The organism is Rhizobium sp. CF122, assembly GCF_000282035.1.
Classification (GTDB): domain Bacteria; phylum Pseudomonadota; class Alphaproteobacteria; order Rhizobiales; family Rhizobiaceae; genus Rhizobium.
Map to the genome: position 1 here is coordinate 113,362 of NZ_AKKA01000096.1, position 14,533 is coordinate 127,894.

Sequence of the window (14,533 nt, forward strand, 5' to 3'; positions counted from 1 at the left end):
AGCTAGCAATGATCGGCGCTGATAAGAACAGCGCCGAGTGTTCCATCGGCTTCTGACTACTGAAGAAAAGGGGAGTGTGCATGGCAGACTTATCAGTCTACATCGGTTGGGATTCACGCGAAGATATCGCCTATGAAGTTGCGAAGGAATCGCTGCTCGAACATGCCTCGATCGAGGTCGATGTACACCCAATCAAGCTGCAGGATCTAATCGACCGTGGTGTCTACACCCGCGCGGTCGATCCGCTGGCATCAACGGAATTTACCTATTCCCGCTTCTTCACGCCATGGCTTGCCGATTACAAGGGCTGGGCTTTGTTTTGCGATTGCGATTTCCTGTTCTTTGGCGACGTCGCTGACCTGCTGCAGTATCGCAATGAAGACCAGGCCGTTGCCTGCGTCCATCATGATTACACGCCGAAGGAAGGCGTAAAGATGGATGGCAAGATCCAGACAACTTATCCGCGGAAGAACTGGTCGTCGTTCATGCTCTTCAATTGCGGCCATCCGTCCACCCGCAACCTGACGCCGGAACGCATCAACGCCGAAACCGGCGCGTTTCTTCATCGTCTCCAATGGGCCGATGACAGCGAGATCGGAGAAATTCCGGAAGAGTGGAACTGGCTGGAAGGCTGGAGCTCAAAGCCGTCCGCCGGCTATCCGAAGGGCGTTCACTACACCAACGGCGGCCCTTGGTTCAAGAACTGGCAGGATGTCGAGTATGCTCAAAAGTGGCTCGACAAGGCGCTCGCGATCGATCCGCAGTTCGCCCCGGTGTGACGCTTGAATCTCGGCTTTTTCGTCAAGCTTCGTTCATTGGATCGGCGCGGGAGCGCCCGAGGCGCCATATAGGGACGAACAGTGTGGTGAAAGGATACGGTGCCTTTTGGCGTCTATGTGGGAGCGCCGGAGCGCCTGGTGAAAACTGGGGCAGGCGAAGAAGTGAAACGGAGAACGGCGATCGCGCAACTGCCTCCACGCGTTCCTTTAGCACGACAACACAAACATGGTTTGAACGATGAGCAGATCTGGCGCTAGCGATCTTGAAACGATGAACGCGACTCCTCCAGTGGAAATCAACACGGAGGACTGGAGATCGTTTTTTCTCGGCTACAGCGAGATCGTCTTGGTGGCAAATAGCGACGAGGTCGACATCGACGAGCTTGCGTCGCGCTTTCCTGAGACGACGCTCTTCATCTTCTTCAACAAGGTCTACAAGGTCCTGAGCAAACCGTTTACGCGCAATGCCCTTTTGGTGTCGCGAAGCGGAGCTCTGGGAGCCAACCTTGTCAAAAGCGGCAAAGTATCCAAGGTTCTCCAGTACTTTGATAAAAGTAGCTTCCTTGGGATCATCAATCTGACCATCGGTGACAGCGAAAAGTTCAGCCCAGCTTCCGCATTTGGTGATGTGAAAGTCAGGCATCTGGATCTGACGGATGTGTTCGCTCCGTTTTATCCAACTGCAAGTCTGCCAACCACGGGATTTGCATTGTGCTTTTGGCTCGCCAATCTCCAACTGGGAGTAACGGTCACTCTGGCCGGCTTTTCGTCCAAGCGAAGCGAGCGCTATCAGGTTCTTGACGTTCATGACTGGACGTTCGAACAAGTGGTCTTGCGACTAATGTATCGGCGCGGGAAGATCGACATTATTGGCCGCGAGCGAACCAATTCCTATGCAGAGCTTTCCGCACACTTTCCAGAATACTCTCCTGCCGAGATCGCTTTCACGGCAAACGAGGTGCTGGCGGAGCGTCTCGTGAATTTGAGCTCATTCGTTGACAAGCTGATGCATGTGACGAGATTCCTCCGTTTCGTTGAAAGAACCTACAAGCGGCTAAAGCCAAAGACGCGCAAGGAACGGCAATGGGAGGCGATGGAACAAAAATAGGATCCATCGCGTCTCACCGGAATTGGGCTCGCTGCACTTCGGCATATCAATCATCGACGGCGCGCCACGGAAGCCGTTCACAAGTGAAACTATCCATCAAGGGATCTCAACCGGGAACACTGGCAGCCCTTACGTCCGTCTGCACATTCGGTTGATTGGCTGGCTTTGTGAAAACCACCAGGTGGCGCGCTGCTGAGCGCCTGCCATGTTGCGAACGGCATCTCCAATTGGCCCAGTCGGCGTCGTTGACTTCGGATGAGAATGGAAGCGAGCTGCCCGTCGGATCTCCCCGGGATTTTCTGTGTTGAAGCGCGCTTATTCCTTTTTATTCACCGGTGGCGATTTTCCTCTTGCGTGTGGAATCCCAAAAGACTAACAGGATCAGGCCGTTTTGGCAGGTCGGGGCGTAGCGCAGCCCGGTAGCGCACTTGACTGGGGGTCAAGGGGTCGCTGGTTCGAGTCCAGTCGCCCCGACCATTTACATCAACCTTCGGCACCCCCAGAAGCCCGAAGGTCATCTCGCCTCCTTGATGGTACTTGTCGACGAATCAATTGTGCGGCGCCGACGCAATCGCGTTGTTCCGGCAGTATTTCCGATGCTGATGGCTGCCTGTTGAGGCTCAACGGAAATACCGCTGTCAGAAATTTGTCGTGGTAACTCGAATAATTATTAGTTTTCTGTAATATATGTCCCGCAAATGCTGGTGGATGACGCATGGTAGACCGCGAGACGAGCAAAACATGCCGGGAAGCGCTATCGGAGCCCTTTGGGGCTCTGGTTGAGAAGGCCGTGTCGTCGGGTTGGCCGGAGCACGAAGTCGCGCTGGCGCTGACCGAACTGGCCGAGACCTATGTCGTCAAGGTCAGCGCAAGGATCATCATTGAGGGCTCGCTCCAGTCGCAGCTTGCCTCGGAGCAGCTGAAGAACTGAGGCAGAACTCGCCCATCGGCAGGCTTGGCCTACGCCATTCACATAAATGTTTCCGCGAGAAATGTTCGGTTGATAAATTGCCGGCTCGCGCGCATAGTGGCCGCATCGTCGGCTATGGATGGGCGGTCGATGACAATGTTGCTGGTATTGATGGGACCTGTGGCGTCATGCTCAAATCCCCAGTTCTTCCGCGTGACCTGCCGCTTTTCTCGGACGATCTCGATCTTTTGTCCGGGGTGCTTGACGATGTCTGTAAGGACAGGGGGCTCGAGCGGAACACCTCGGCCGCCGAGACTATCGGCGCGCTTCTGATCCAGCTCTATCGACAGGGCGTCAGAGACCAGGGCAAGCTTTCGGCTCTCGCAAAGGCCTATTTGTAATCTCGGGTCTCCAAGAAAGATACTGGATTAATCGTCGTTCGCAGCGTTGAGGTTTTCCGGGCGGATGCCTTCATCGCCCCCCGTGCGCGCCCGCAATCTCACCCCCGGTCCGCCTTCGTCGTGATTGCCGCTGGCAATAAAGATAATGCCCGCCGCTTCAAGCGCTTGCTTGACGGCGAGCAATGCGTGTGGCTCCCCGTCCTGCTCGTCGCGTTCCATTGTTTCGATGGTGGCAGCGGGCAACCCGGATGCGGCTGCCAGTTGCTCGATGCTCATTCCGGTCATGGCGCGGGCACCGCGCATTTGTGTGGCTGTAATCATGAATCAAAGACTAGTGCGCCGGCGTTCGTTCGCAAGACCGACGTGTTGTAAGACGTCGTTTATGGCGCTGTTCGAGCGCAGCGCAGCCCCAGACGACGCCGAAAAGCAGGTAGACATGTCGCCAGTGGTCGATGTCGATGACGTTGCCGATTGCTGCATGCCCTAACACCCCGATCCATGCGATCATCAGATAGGGCTGCCACGGGCGATCCCTGAGGAGATTGCTGAACCCGAGATGGATCGTCCAGCAAAGCATTGTGACATAGCTGAGAAAGCCGAGCCAACCGTAGCTCGTTAGTGATTTCAGCCAGACATTGTGCTCGTCTTCCGGAAACATTGTGCCGAAGACCAGCGGACCGATTCCGAGCGGCCGTTCCATCATCATCGTGAAGCCAATGCGGTGGCGATCGAAGCGACCGAGGTGCTCGCCGTCATACTGCTGCACGAGCTGGGCGCGTGCCGAAAAGAGCGCGCTGACCTTCGGAAATTGCAATGCAACGACCAGCGATCCGATCAGCAGCATGATCGCGGCAAGCGACAGGATTAGGATCCGCAGGCGAAACGCGCCGCTGCGTTCCTTGAGCATCATGCAGAAGATCAGAAGGACAATGCCGAGAAGAAAAAGACCCCAGGCCGCACGCGAGAAGGACAAAAACACGCCAAGCGCCAGGATCAACAGTGCAAAGGCCTTGATCGACGACGTCCTCAAGTTGCCGACGAGAATGCCGTGGACGAGGTAGAGGGACGGCGGGACCAGGAATGGGCCGAATACGTTAGGGTCCTGGAAGGCGCCCTTGGCACGATCGTAGAGCGTGAAGACCTCCGCGCCGGGGAAGGCGTGAAAGTAGCCGAGAATCCCGAGCAGCGAGGTGATGACGGCGGCAAATGCCCAGGCATTGAAAATGAGCGGCAGGCGCCGATGGCTATCCTCGATAATCGCTGCATAGAAGATCGCTGTGAGCGCGAGAAAGGTTGAGACGGCGACATACATCGGTCCGGTCCCGAGATCTTTCATTTGCGTCAGCGAAAGCATGCCACCAATGTTGAAGGCAAGCAGCAGTGCCAGAAGCGGCACGGTGAAGCGCGAGATCCTAAGCCCCAGAATGAACCAGATGCAGAGAAGCGCGGCCATCCAGAGCTCATAAGGCGCCGGCTCGTCGATAACGAAGCCGGAGAGAAAGACGCCAAAGGCGACCATCGCCGAACCAAGCAGCCGCAACGTTGCTCGTTGCGGCTGGGCGACGCGCAGAGATGTCGCTTCGACCGCGCTCAATAGGCGTTTTCCGTATTGAACAACCGGAAGGGCGTGAGGAACAGGATCTTCAGATCGAGCCAGAGCGACCAGTTCTCGATGTAGTAGAGGTCGTAGGCCGTCCGGAACTTGATCTTGTCGTCGTGATCGACCTCTCCGCGCCAACCGTTGATCTGCGCCCAGCCGGTCACCCCGGGCTTCACGCGATGGCGAGCGAAATAGCCTTCCACGACGTCCCCGAAAGCACGATCCTTCGCCTGCGCAAGAATGGCGTGCGGGCGCGGGCCGACCAGTGAAAGGTCGCCCGTCAGCACGTTGAAAAGCTGCGGCAGTTCGTCGATCGAGCTCTTGCGGATAAAGCGTCCGATCGGGGTCACGCGAGGATCACCTTTGGTGACGGCGGCGCGACCGGTCGGATCGCCCTTGTCGGCATACATCGAACGAAACTTGAAGATGTTGATGATCTCGTTGTTGAAACCGTGACGCTTCTGCCTGAAGAAGACCGGCCCCTTCGAGGTCAGCTTGATGGCGACCGCTGTTGTCAGCATGATCGGCCAGAAAAGCGCCAGAGCGAGCAACGCAAAGAAGATGTCGAAGCAGCGCTTGGCGACGGAATCCCAGTCCCGGATCGGCTTGTTGAAAATATCGAGCATCGGGACGGAGCCGATGCGCGAGTAGGCGCGCGGACGAAAGCGCAGACGATTTGCATGAGCGGCGAGGCGGATATCGACGGGCAGGACCCAAAGCTTCTTCAACAGCTGCAGAATGCGTGCCTCGGCGCTGAGCGGAAGCGAAATAATCAGCATGTCAATGCGCGTGATACGGACGAACTCGACCAGTTCGGCGACCGTTCCGAGCTTCGGATAACCTGCGACCATGATCGGCGACCGTTTCTCGCCGCGATCATCGAAGATGCCGCAAATCCGGATGTCATTGTCGGGCTGCTGCTCGAGGACCCGGATCAGCTCTTTGGCCGGTACTCCACCGCCCACGATCACAGCGCGGCGCTCCATGATGCCGTTGCGCGACCAGTTGCGGATGCCGTAGGCGAACAGGAAGCGAGCGGCGAGGAGGAAGATTGCGCCAGCAACGAACCAGGCAAAATAGGCCGGCACCACGGTCGAGCTGACGTTGCCGGCGAATGCGCTTGCGCCAGCGACGATCACGAAGACCGATCCCCACACGGCAAAAACGCGTGGCAGCAGGCGCAAACGCGTGCGCAAGGCGGGGACGGAGTAAGTGTCGGCCGTCTGGAGCCCGCAGACGAGGAGGGCCGCAACAATTACGGCAGTGACGGCGCGTCCAAAGAGGGTCTCCGCCTCATTCCCCGGCCAGAGAAGGAATACGAGCAGCCCGATCAGAAATTGCGAAGCAAATTCCAACAGGCGAAACTGGCCGATGATGATAGCCGGCGAGCGGTTTCCCGCACTGAATTGCTCGGCGATCTGACGGGCATAGCTGTTGATCGGCTCCGGCTGGGCCTTTTTATCCGCGTCTTTGTTGTGCCGATTGATGTCTGAAACCTGTTTGCGTAGCGCTTCGAGGTCAAATTGATCGCTTTTCTCTGCCTTGTTCATGAGGCTACCGCCGCTGGTTATCGGAACGGCATAGCAGAAAGCCCCTAAGAAACTTTTACGAAGCAACCGCAAGAGCTTGCCCGGATTGGAGCTCCAGAAGGTCGTGGTACAATTTCAGGACATCATTGGCCATCACCGAGGCCGAGAAAACCGACTTCACCTGCTCCATCGGCGGCATCACGGCGTCATGCCAATCGGGGATGCGGATCGCATCCGCCATGGCGCGCGCGAGATCGTCGGAATCGTCAGGGTTGACAAGGGCCGGGCTATCTCTGCCCAATGCCTCGGGAATTCCGCCAACACGAGTTGCGATGATGGTCTTGCCGGCGCCGAGACCCTCGAGCACGATGTAAGGCATGGCTTCGGCGCGTGACGGCACGACGAGATTCTGGGACATTGCGAAGGCTTGCTGGACGCGCATTGCCGGCAGCATGCTGATCCGCTTGCCCAGGCCGCGTTCGATCATCATGTCCCGGTATCGGTCGCGGTCTGGTCCGTCGCCGACCATCACGGCCGAAAGCGGACGTCCGAGAATACGCTCCGCTTTCGCGAAGGCCTCCACAAAGAGATCGGGACCCTTAAGGTCCCGCAGCATGCCGACGTAGATGTAGTGGACTGCATCTGAACGGGTTGGGATGAGCTCGAAATCACGCTCACCGATCCCGTTGTAGATCAGCCGCGTTTCCGTCCGTGGTCGACCGACCTTCTTCGTATACGCATCGCGCTCGTATTCGCAGATGAAGACGAGGGCGTCGGTGAAGTATTCCTGCAGGCGCTCCATGCGGAGCACGAATTGCCCCATGAGCGATCTGCGGGAATAATGCAGGCTTCCGCCGTGCGCTGTATAGAGGCGGGCTACGCGATACCTGTTCACCCGCAGGGCTGAGCCGGCAAGCCGCGCGAGCACACCGCCTTTGGCGCCGTGACCGTGCAGCACATCCGGCCGCAAACTTTTGATGTTCTTGTACGTATCCCAGAGCATTCCGAGATCGGAGAGGCTGACGTGCCGCCGCATCGGCATGCGCGTCAAACCCATCGCCAGGAAGGGACGAATATCGTCGAATAGACGGTCTTCATGCTCGCCGCCCGTAGAGCTGTCGCAGAGAATGCCGACCTCGTGCCCCGCCTTGCTGTGCTCTAGCACCAGATCGCGGACATGGCGGAAGATTCCGCCAACCGGTGACCTGAAACAATGGAGAATGCGGAGCGGACGCTGTTCAGTCATCGCGGATCAGAACAGTCGTTCGCGAACATAGATGGTGTCGCCGGCTATGATCGCCGAAGAGATATTGACGCGCCCCGTGATCACTTGCCCGTTAATCTTGCGGGTCACATCGACCGCGCCCTGATTGGCGCGCGAGGTGAAGCCGCCGGCAACGGCAACGGCATTCTGCACCGTCATTCCGGGAAGGTAGGCGTATTGGCCGGACTGGCCAACTTCGCCCATAACGAAGATCGAGCGGTAGCGGTCGACGTCGATCGTGACGTCGGGATCCCGCAAGTAGCCCTGCCTGAGTTTCTGCGCGATCTGCCCCGATAGCTGCTGCAGCGTGCGCCCGCGAGCAGGGACTTGACCGACAAGCGGGAAGGCGATGTAGCCGGCCTGGTCGATCGTGTACGTGTTGGTCATGCTTGGCTGATCAAACACGGTAATGCGCAGCCGGTCGCCGCTGTCCAGCGAATAGGGCTGGATCGTCGCCTGGTTGAAGGCCTGGGGGGCGGGCTTGTAGCTATTGCAGCCGCTCAGGACCGCGGTCGTGGCGGCGAGGCTCAGAGCCATCAGGAACTTGGGCTGTGCGAAGGGCATCGCGTCTGCTCATAGGAAAACGAATTCGATCTCAGCCGTTATCAATCCGTTAGGGTTAACGGTCGGTAAAAACCGCCGATTTTTTTGACTTCGACCGGTCGATGTCCGCCGGAGGGGCGGCGCAAACATTAACCGTTGGGTTACTATAGTGATTTACCCTCGCGGCCACGTTTGTTCTTGGAGTACAAGCATGTCCGGCGTATCGGGTAATCAGGATGTGGACATAGATCTTGGACAATTGGTCCGCGCCGTTTGGGCACGCCGGCTGAAGGTCCTGGCAATCACCGCGTTGGGGGCAGGGATCGCCTTCACGGGCGCTAAGATGATCTCCCCCAAGTACCGAAGCGAAACGCGCATCCTGATCGAGCCCCGCGCCCCAGCCTTCGCCAATGCGCAGGTAAACGATACCAATGCGGGACCATTGCTGGACGAGCTCAATATTGCGAGCCAGGTGCAGCTTCTCCAGTCCTCGGACCTCATCAAGCAGGTCATCAACGGCCAGAAGCTTTACGATTTGCCGGAGTTCGATGCGGCCGCGAATGGCTCGGCACTCACCGATATCCTGGTGGCGCTCCACCTCAAGAAAAACCCGTATGAGAATCCCCCCGAAGAGCGCGTGATCGACGCCTTCATGGAGAGGCTTCAGGTCTATCAGGTGCCGGGATCGCGCGTGATCGGCATTACCTTCACCTCGAAGGATCCGAAGCTCGCGGCGACAATCCCCAATGCAATGGCGGCGGTCTACCTTGCCACCCAGAGCGGCGCCAAGCTGGATTCGAATTCCGAGGCGACGCGCTGGCTGGAGCCGGAGATCGAAAATCTCCGCCAGAAGGTCAATGATGCCGAGCAGAAGGTGGCGGAATACCGCGCCGTGCACGGACTGCTGCCGACCAACGGCGGCTCGAATTTCGCCACACAGCAGTTGAACGACATTTCGGCAGAGCTTACCCGGGTCCGGGGAGAGCGCGCCAATGCCGAGGCGCGTGCTCAGTCCGTACGCAATGCTCTCTCCGCCGGTGAGCCATCCGATACATTACAGGACATCATGTCGTCTCAGTCGATCCAGCGGCTGAAGAGCACGGAGTCAGGTCTGCAGTCGCAGATCTCCGACCTGCAGACGTCGTTGCTCAATAACCACCCGCGACTGAAGAGCCTTCGCGCGCAGCTTTCGGACATCAAGGCACAGATTCGCCAGGAGACGCAGAAGATCCTCGCAAGCATCGAAAACGAAGCGAAGGTCTCTGCGGTTCGCCAAAAGGAACTGGAGCGGCAGGCCGACAAGCTGAAGGCCAACAGCGCCCAGGCTGGGGAAGACGAGGTTGGTCTAAATGCCCTGACGCGCGAAGCCACGGCACAGCGGCAACTCCTGGAAACCTATCTCTCTCGTTACCGCGAGGCGGCGTCGCGCTCCGACAAGAATTCAAGCCCAGCCGACGCACGTATCGTGTCGAAGGCGATACAACCCGTCGATCCCTATTTCCCGAAGGTTTTGCCGATCGTCATCGTCGCTGCGTTGGCAACCTTCATTATGACATCGATTGTGATCATGCTCGCCGAACTCTTCAGCGGTCGGGCACTCCGCCCCGTCGAGCCACCCGAGGAGAAGGTGGTGCGTGATGAAGCAGAGGAGCCTGAAGCGACGACTGCCGGCTCCGCCAGGCGGGTGGCTACACCGAGCCTGTTGGCTACACCCGCAGACGAGGAGCCGGTTGCCGAGCCAGTCGAGGAGGAAAGTGCCGTCGAAACGAACGAGTTCTCGATAGCATCTGTCTCGGACTACCTTCGCGGCAGCAGAGCGCCTTTGGCCATCGCCATTTCGCCGACCGGCAATGACGGCTCGGCGGCAACCGTATCGCTTGTGCGCAAGTTAGCCGAGGATGGCTCGCGTGTCATACTAGTCGACATGACGGGCTCGGGGCTGCCGACCGACCTCATGGCCGAGGATCGCAACATGCTCGGCATAACCGATTTGCTCTGCGGGGATGCGGCCTTCGGCGATACGATCCATGGCGACAGCCGCTCCGACGCACACTTCATTCCGCAAGGTATCAGCGATCCACGCCGGGCGATGCGCGGTGCCGATCGGCTGTCTTTGCTGTTGGACGCTCTGGTCTCGGCCTATGATCTCGTGATCGTGGAATGCGGAGCTGCCGACGTGGCCGGCGTTTCGCGCCTGACGCAGAGCAAGGACGTCGAAATCATCCTCTCCATGCCTGAGATCGTCGAGCCGGAGTTCGTGACCGCTATGACCGAGTTCGAAGCGGCCGGCTACGGGCGTGTCGTGCTGATGTCCGATAGCGACGAGCCCCTTGAAAGCCCGATCTCTCGGCATGCCGCGTGATCAAACGCCGATCATCCGGTGTATGCGCTGGACAAGCTGGTAGATCTTCTGGCGAGACTTAATAAAAGCTTTGCACCGTGTGATTGCCCGGTGAACGAGGCCACCCACTCTGCCGCGTAACGAAAGCGGCAGAACAACGTCATAGTGCCCGGTTTCTACTGGTGCCCATGAGCGCTTATATCTTTGGTCGCCAAGGCCGAAGTCGAACAGGCCGACGCCCTTGCCATGCTGCCCGGCGATCATCTGCCAGAATAGGAATTCGCCAGGGCTCGCATCCGCCGCCAAGCTTTCATCGATTGCGCTGATTTGGCAGATGATGTGGTCGCCCTTGCGAGAAATACCAGCCAGGGCCGCGATATGACCATCGTACTCGCCCTTCAGGCGGATCGCGTGCATTTCCAGCCCCACCGTCTTGCTGTCGGGGTCGCGAATGTCGAGTGCGCCGTGCAGGAAAGCCTTGGTCTTTGGTTCTTCGAACGCATCCGGCAGTCCGAGCGCCTTGAATCGTTCGCCCTTCTGCTCGAAGAAGCGATCGAGCAGCCGATGTTGCTCATACGAAGTTCCGGTAGAAATGTAGTCGAACCCGCCGAGCGCCTCCAGACGTCTCAACTGCGTTCGAAACTTCTTACGTCGGCCCTTTGCGCTCACTTGTTGGAGTGTCGATTCCATGTCTGCCAGGAGCGGAAGATGGTAGGCGTGGTTCTGGTTCTGGACGATCGGCAACAGCGCTAGAGGACTGCGGCGTCCACGCCATTCCAGCGGTATGTTCTGCAGCAACAGAAGGTCGGCGCTTCCGACCAGAGCGCGACGCAGCAACTCCGCGAATTTTCGGCGCTCGAGACCCTTGGCCAGCTCGATGAAGCGTGCTGTGAAGAGGCCCGTGTTGATGTTGCTGTGATCTGCACCGACAAATCTGGCGGTGCGGAAACCGTGAAACCTGTTTATCTCTATTGGCAGAATAAATGCGGTCTCTTCGCCAAGCCTGCCCCAGACGATCGATAGTGGGTTTCCATGGGCGTTAGTCCACGACATGCACCAGTCGTAACCTTGGTGTAGGGAATTCAGATCGTCGCGATCGAGCTCGCGCCAGAGCTCTTCCAGCGGTTCCAAGCCATCCAGGACGACGATATCGAGTTCCGTCACTGCAAGCTGCGCGGTCAGCGCCCGCAATTCGGAAATGCCCGCGTCGGATTCCCTCGAATGGTGCGCTTTATCTGGAACAGGAAGCTTCTGCGCCTGCACGGTTTTTCTCCGGTCTGACTTGCTAGCGCGGAGAATAGGGTAGCAGGGCATCCATTTCGTTTATGGGCCACGACGCACCGTGCTTTCCGTCGATCACGGTTATCCTGACGTTAACGGCTCACTGCTGCTTCGGCCCTGCCATCCATTTGATGATAACCATGGCGGGAAGAACCCACAGCAGCCCGGTCAGGAAAAAGTAGAGGAGTTGCCCCCACCATGGAGCGTTGCCGAGCGTCGCGACTGCGATCGTGTTTGCAAGCACCGCGTAGGCGAGTACGAGCACGACGATCAGGATCGTACCGATAAATTTCCGGAGGCGGACAGGCATCAGATATCTTTCGCACTGGTGTTGAACTGCCGCGACGGCATGCCGCAAAGGTTCGGGGCTTGTTTTGCATGAGCCGCTCAGGCAAATCAACTACCGGACGTAAGGAGCAGCCATGGCCATCGCGAACTTGAGCACCGAACAGCAGATATTGGGTGAGATACGCCGGCAGGAGGGCAATCGCCGGGCTGTTCGCATTTGGCTGGGCTTTGTGCTCTTGGCACTGTTCTGTCTCGTGATCGTCGGCGGCGCCACCAGACTTACGAATTCGGGCCTGTCGATCACCGAGTGGAAGCCGATCCACGGCGTGATTCCGCCTCTGAGCGCCGCGGAATGGGACGAGGAATTCAAGCTCTACCAGCGCATTCCCGAGTATCAGCAAATAAATGACGGAATGACCATCGACGAGTTCAAGGGCATTTTTTGGTGGGAGTGGGCCCACCGTCTGATTGCACGCGGCATTGGTGTCATCTTCGCGTTGCCGTTGCTCTATTTTTGGGTAACAGGAAAGGTGGAGCGACGGCTGCGCTGGCCTCTCTTCGGAATTCTGATGCTGGGTGGACTGCAGGGCGCGATCGGCTGGTGGATGGTATCGTCAGGGCTCTCCGTCCGAACCGACGTCAGCCAGTATCGGTTGGCAACGCACCTTGTCATGGCCTGTCTCATCTTCGCGTCCTGCATGTGGATCATGCGAGGGCTTTCCCCTCACTCCGATGATCCGGCGCCCACGCCGGGCTCGCATGTCTGGGCCGCTGTGATCGCCGTTTTTGCGTTTTTTCAGATCTATCTCGGTGCGCTCGTCGCTGGCCTCGATGCCGGCTTTACCTACAACACCTGGCCGTTGATGGACGGCTCCGTCGTTCCCTCCGACCTATTGATCCAGCAACCGGCCTGGATCAATTTCTTCGAGAACCCCAAGACGGTGCAGTTCCTCCATCGGCTGGGTGCCTACACCCTGTTTGCAGTGACGCTGGTCAACATGATCATTGCCCTTGCTGCAGCGCCGTCCACGACGCATGCTCGACGCGCCGTCGTTCTCTTTGTGCTAGTGATGGCTCAGGCGGCGATTGGAATCGCCACCTTGTTGTTGCAAGTCCCGCTTCATTGGGGGCTGCTGCATCAGGGCGGAGCCCTCGTGGTCCTTGGTTTCGCGATCGCGAACTGGCGGGCGTTTTACGGAGAGTACCCGCACGAGACCGCGATTGCCGAGCGGGATTGAGGTGCGTCGAGCGCACTCACCAAGGCTCATTCGTCGGGCTGAACCAGCTCCGACACCTTCCTGACGACGTAGGTCGCAAGCTCGGATGCCTTGCCGTCGCCCACGTTCTTCGCCACATGCGCCACTCCGTCGGGAATGAACAAGGCCTGGCCGGCCTTGATCGTCATGGGCTCTTTGCCTTCAAGTTGATACTCAATCACGCCGTCGAGGACATAGGCAATCTCTTCGCCTGGATGCTTGTGTTTGATTGACACCGCGCCAGGCTCAAGATCTACCCGAACCTGCACGGCTTCATGGCCAGGAATGCTTAGATCGCCTTTTACAATATCGGTGCGCTGGAGCTGTGGCTGTTGCGCGTAAGCGGGTTGCTCGGCAAGCGCGCACCCCACCAACAAAGCCGCCGCCATCATCTGTTTCATGTTCATATCGCCTCTCCCGTGCCTGCTGGCCATACCCGTTGATCACAGGTGTAATTCAACCGGAGACGTGTATCCCCGATGTGTCGACAAGAGTGGCACTTTGTAAGAGTACGTAGCAGCCTTCGTCAGCGGTCCTTACGGGCCATCATCTGGCTATCAGCGGCAGGCATCCGGCCCGGAACATCTGCGCCGCGACAAACGCTTGCTCAGGCATGGTCGCGCTATCCAAGGTGGTTTTGACCTGCGCTCCTTCGCTACGGAGCAGGTGCGACGTCGATCTCACGAGAGCATAAAAGATCCGGCTGCGTCGCCGCAGCCGGATCGTATTGCTTATTTATCGCCGAAGATCAGTCTTAGAAAAAACCGCGGCGCTGCCACCAGCCAGCTTTCTTCGGCTTGCCGTCACCTTCGCTTTCCGCGGCATCGCTGCGCGTCGACTTAACCGTCGGTTCAGATGAAGAGATGTTCGACTCCCTGTTGGCGCGGACAGGCTTTGCGTCTTCGACGGCCGGCGTTGCGAGGTCTGCGGCTGCAGTCTCGGCTTCAGCTTCCGCGGTCGGTGCCGCTTCCGCCGCGGCCTCTTCCACAACGGGCTCCTCGACCGGAGATGCCTTGCGGCTACGACGTGCGCGTTTCGGCTTCACGTCCTCAGTAACCGAGGCGCCTGTTTCAACAGCTGCCATCGCTGGCTGAGCTTCGACTGCTTCGTCAGCGGCAGCTTCGATCACCTCGGCGGCGGTTACCTCTGTCTCGCCATCCTCAGCACCGTCACTTGCCACTTCCGCCGCAGAAGCTTCTTGCTCGCCGCCTTCCTCGCGGTTGCGGCGGGGGG

General features: G+C 58.5%; 14 protein-coding genes, 1 tRNA gene and 1 pseudogene. 7 read left to right on the forward strand and 9 right to left on the reverse strand.

Annotated features, from left to right (window positions below; translation table 11 throughout):
* The first annotated feature begins 80 nt into the window (after window positions 1-80).
* From PMI09_RS25260 to PMI09_RS25280, 5 genes are all read left to right on the forward strand, one after another.
* Window positions 81-779: a hypothetical protein gene (locus tag PMI09_RS25260; RefSeq protein WP_007801096.1), complete on the forward strand. Its 699-nt coding sequence runs from the start codon at window positions 81-83 to the stop codon at window positions 777-779.
* 238 nt (window positions 780-1,017) lie between these two features.
* Window positions 1,018-1,887 (forward strand): hypothetical protein, encoded by an 870-nt coding sequence (locus tag PMI09_RS25265; RefSeq protein ID WP_007801098.1) that lies wholly within the window; start codon window positions 1,018-1,020, stop codon window positions 1,885-1,887.
* 400 nt (window positions 1,888-2,287) lie between these two features.
* Window positions 2,288-2,364 (forward strand) — tRNA-Pro (locus PMI09_RS25270).
* A gap of 238 nt (window positions 2,365-2,602) precedes the next feature.
* Window positions 2,603-2,818: a hypothetical protein gene (locus tag PMI09_RS25275; protein WP_007801102.1), complete on the forward strand. Its 216-nt coding sequence runs from the start codon at window positions 2,603-2,605 to the stop codon at window positions 2,816-2,818.
* A 167-nt stretch (window positions 2,819-2,985) separates the two neighbouring features.
* Window positions 2,986-3,198: a hypothetical protein gene (locus tag PMI09_RS25280; protein ID WP_007801104.1), complete on the forward strand. Its 213-nt coding sequence runs from the start codon at window positions 2,986-2,988 to the stop codon at window positions 3,196-3,198.
* 27 nt (window positions 3,199-3,225) lie between these two features.
* Here PMI09_RS25280 and PMI09_RS25285 read toward each other — a convergent pair whose 3' ends face one another.
* The 5 genes from PMI09_RS25285 to PMI09_RS25305 are packed head-to-tail and all read right to left on the reverse strand — an operon-like array spanning window position 3,226 to window position 8,155.
* Entirely contained in the window at window positions 3,226-3,519 is a 294-nt protein-coding gene (locus PMI09_RS25285) for a helix-turn-helix domain-containing protein (protein ID WP_037084025.1), read from the reverse strand.
* A gap of 10 nt (window positions 3,520-3,529) precedes the next feature.
* The gene (locus PMI09_RS25290; RefSeq protein ID WP_007801108.1) at window positions 3,530-4,792 is read right to left on the reverse strand and encodes an O-antigen ligase family protein; all 1,263 of its coding nucleotides are present in this window, start codon (window positions 4,790-4,792) and stop codon (window positions 3,530-3,532) included.
* Entirely contained in the window at window positions 4,789-6,348 is a 1,560-nt protein-coding gene (locus PMI09_RS25295; RefSeq protein ID WP_007801111.1) for an undecaprenyl-phosphate glucose phosphotransferase, read from the reverse strand. Before PMI09_RS25295 ends, PMI09_RS25290 begins: the two co-directional genes overlap by 4 nt.
* A gap of 55 nt (window positions 6,349-6,403) precedes the next feature.
* Window positions 6,404-7,573 carry a glycosyltransferase family 4 protein gene (locus tag PMI09_RS25300; protein ID WP_007801113.1) on the reverse strand — a complete coding sequence of 390 codons (1,170 nt, stop codon included), beginning with the start codon at window positions 7,571-7,573 and terminating at the stop codon, window positions 6,404-6,406.
* A gap of 6 nt (window positions 7,574-7,579) precedes the next feature.
* A complete protein-coding gene (locus tag PMI09_RS25305) occupies window positions 7,580-8,155 on the reverse strand; it encodes a polysaccharide biosynthesis/export family protein (protein ID WP_007801115.1) in 576 nt (191 codons plus the stop codon).
* 190 nt (window positions 8,156-8,345) lie between these two features.
* On the opposite strand from PMI09_RS25305, the gene PMI09_RS25310 reads away from it, so the two are divergent.
* Window positions 8,346-10,496 (forward strand): GumC family protein, encoded by a 2,151-nt coding sequence (locus PMI09_RS25310; protein ID WP_007801117.1) that lies wholly within the window; start codon window positions 8,346-8,348, stop codon window positions 10,494-10,496.
* Here PMI09_RS25310 and PMI09_RS25315 read toward each other — a convergent pair whose 3' ends face one another.
* Both PMI09_RS25315 and PMI09_RS25320 read right to left on the reverse strand, forming a co-directional pair.
* Window positions 10,497-11,738 carry a GNAT family N-acetyltransferase gene (locus PMI09_RS25315; RefSeq protein ID WP_007801119.1) on the reverse strand — a complete coding sequence of 414 codons (1,242 nt, stop codon included), beginning with the start codon at window positions 11,736-11,738 and terminating at the stop codon, window positions 10,497-10,499.
* A gap of 118 nt (window positions 11,739-11,856) precedes the next feature.
* Window positions 11,857-12,066 carry a DUF2842 domain-containing protein gene (locus tag PMI09_RS25320; RefSeq protein WP_007801121.1) on the reverse strand — a complete coding sequence of 70 codons (210 nt, stop codon included), beginning with the start codon at window positions 12,064-12,066 and terminating at the stop codon, window positions 11,857-11,859.
* A 112-nt stretch (window positions 12,067-12,178) separates the two neighbouring features.
* Here PMI09_RS25320 and PMI09_RS25325 point away from each other — a divergent pair, with 112 nt between their 5' ends.
* Window positions 12,179-13,282, forward strand: a complete 1,104-nt coding sequence (locus tag PMI09_RS25325; protein ID WP_007801123.1) for a COX15/CtaA family protein — start codon at window positions 12,179-12,181, stop codon at window positions 13,280-13,282.
* A 26-nt stretch (window positions 13,283-13,308) separates the two neighbouring features.
* Here the strand turns inward: PMI09_RS25325 and PMI09_RS25330 are convergent, their stop codons facing one another.
* Both PMI09_RS25330 and PMI09_RS25335 read right to left on the reverse strand, forming a co-directional pair.
* Window positions 13,309-13,707 (reverse strand): cupin domain-containing protein, encoded by a 399-nt coding sequence (locus PMI09_RS25330; RefSeq protein WP_007801125.1) that lies wholly within the window; start codon window positions 13,705-13,707, stop codon window positions 13,309-13,311.
* A gap of 347 nt (window positions 13,708-14,054) precedes the next feature.
* Window positions 14,055-14,533: pseudogene (locus tag PMI09_RS25335) on the reverse strand (ribonuclease E/G); the annotation flags it as partial.

Excerpts from the sequence above, each read along its gene's own strand:
- PMI09_RS25310 (WP_007801117.1), top strand. The coding sequence starts at position 8,346 with ATGTCCGGCGTATCGGGTAATCAGGATGTGGACATAGATCTTGGACAA.
- PMI09_RS25325 (WP_007801123.1), top strand. The coding sequence starts at position 12,179 with ATGGCCATCGCGAACTTGAGCACCGAACAGCAGATATTGGGTGAGATA.
- PMI09_RS25300 (WP_007801113.1), bottom strand. The coding sequence starts at position 7,573 with ATGACTGAACAGCGTCCGCTCCGCATTCTCCATTGTTTCAGGTCACCG.
- PMI09_RS25330 (WP_007801125.1), bottom strand. The coding sequence starts at position 13,707 with ATGAACATGAAACAGATGATGGCGGCGGCTTTGTTGGTGGGGTGCGCG.
- PMI09_RS25320 (WP_007801121.1), bottom strand. The coding sequence starts at position 12,066 with ATGCCTGTCCGCCTCCGGAAATTTATCGGTACGATCCTGATCGTCGTG.
- PMI09_RS25265 (WP_007801098.1), top strand. The coding sequence starts at position 1,018 with ATGAGCAGATCTGGCGCTAGCGATCTTGAAACGATGAACGCGACTCCT.
- PMI09_RS25285 (WP_037084025.1), bottom strand. The coding sequence starts at position 3,519 with ATGATTACAGCCACACAAATGCGCGGTGCCCGCGCCATGACCGGAATG.
- PMI09_RS25275 (WP_007801102.1), top strand. The coding sequence starts at position 2,603 with ATGGTAGACCGCGAGACGAGCAAAACATGCCGGGAAGCGCTATCGGAG.
- PMI09_RS25295 (WP_007801111.1), bottom strand. The coding sequence starts at position 6,348 with ATGAACAAGGCAGAGAAAAGCGATCAATTTGACCTCGAAGCGCTACGC.
- PMI09_RS25305 (WP_007801115.1), bottom strand. The coding sequence starts at position 8,155 with ATGCCCTTCGCACAGCCCAAGTTCCTGATGGCTCTGAGCCTCGCCGCC.
- PMI09_RS25280 (WP_007801104.1), top strand. The coding sequence starts at position 2,986 with ATGCTCAAATCCCCAGTTCTTCCGCGTGACCTGCCGCTTTTCTCGGAC.
- PMI09_RS25260 (WP_007801096.1), top strand. The coding sequence starts at position 81 with ATGGCAGACTTATCAGTCTACATCGGTTGGGATTCACGCGAAGATATC.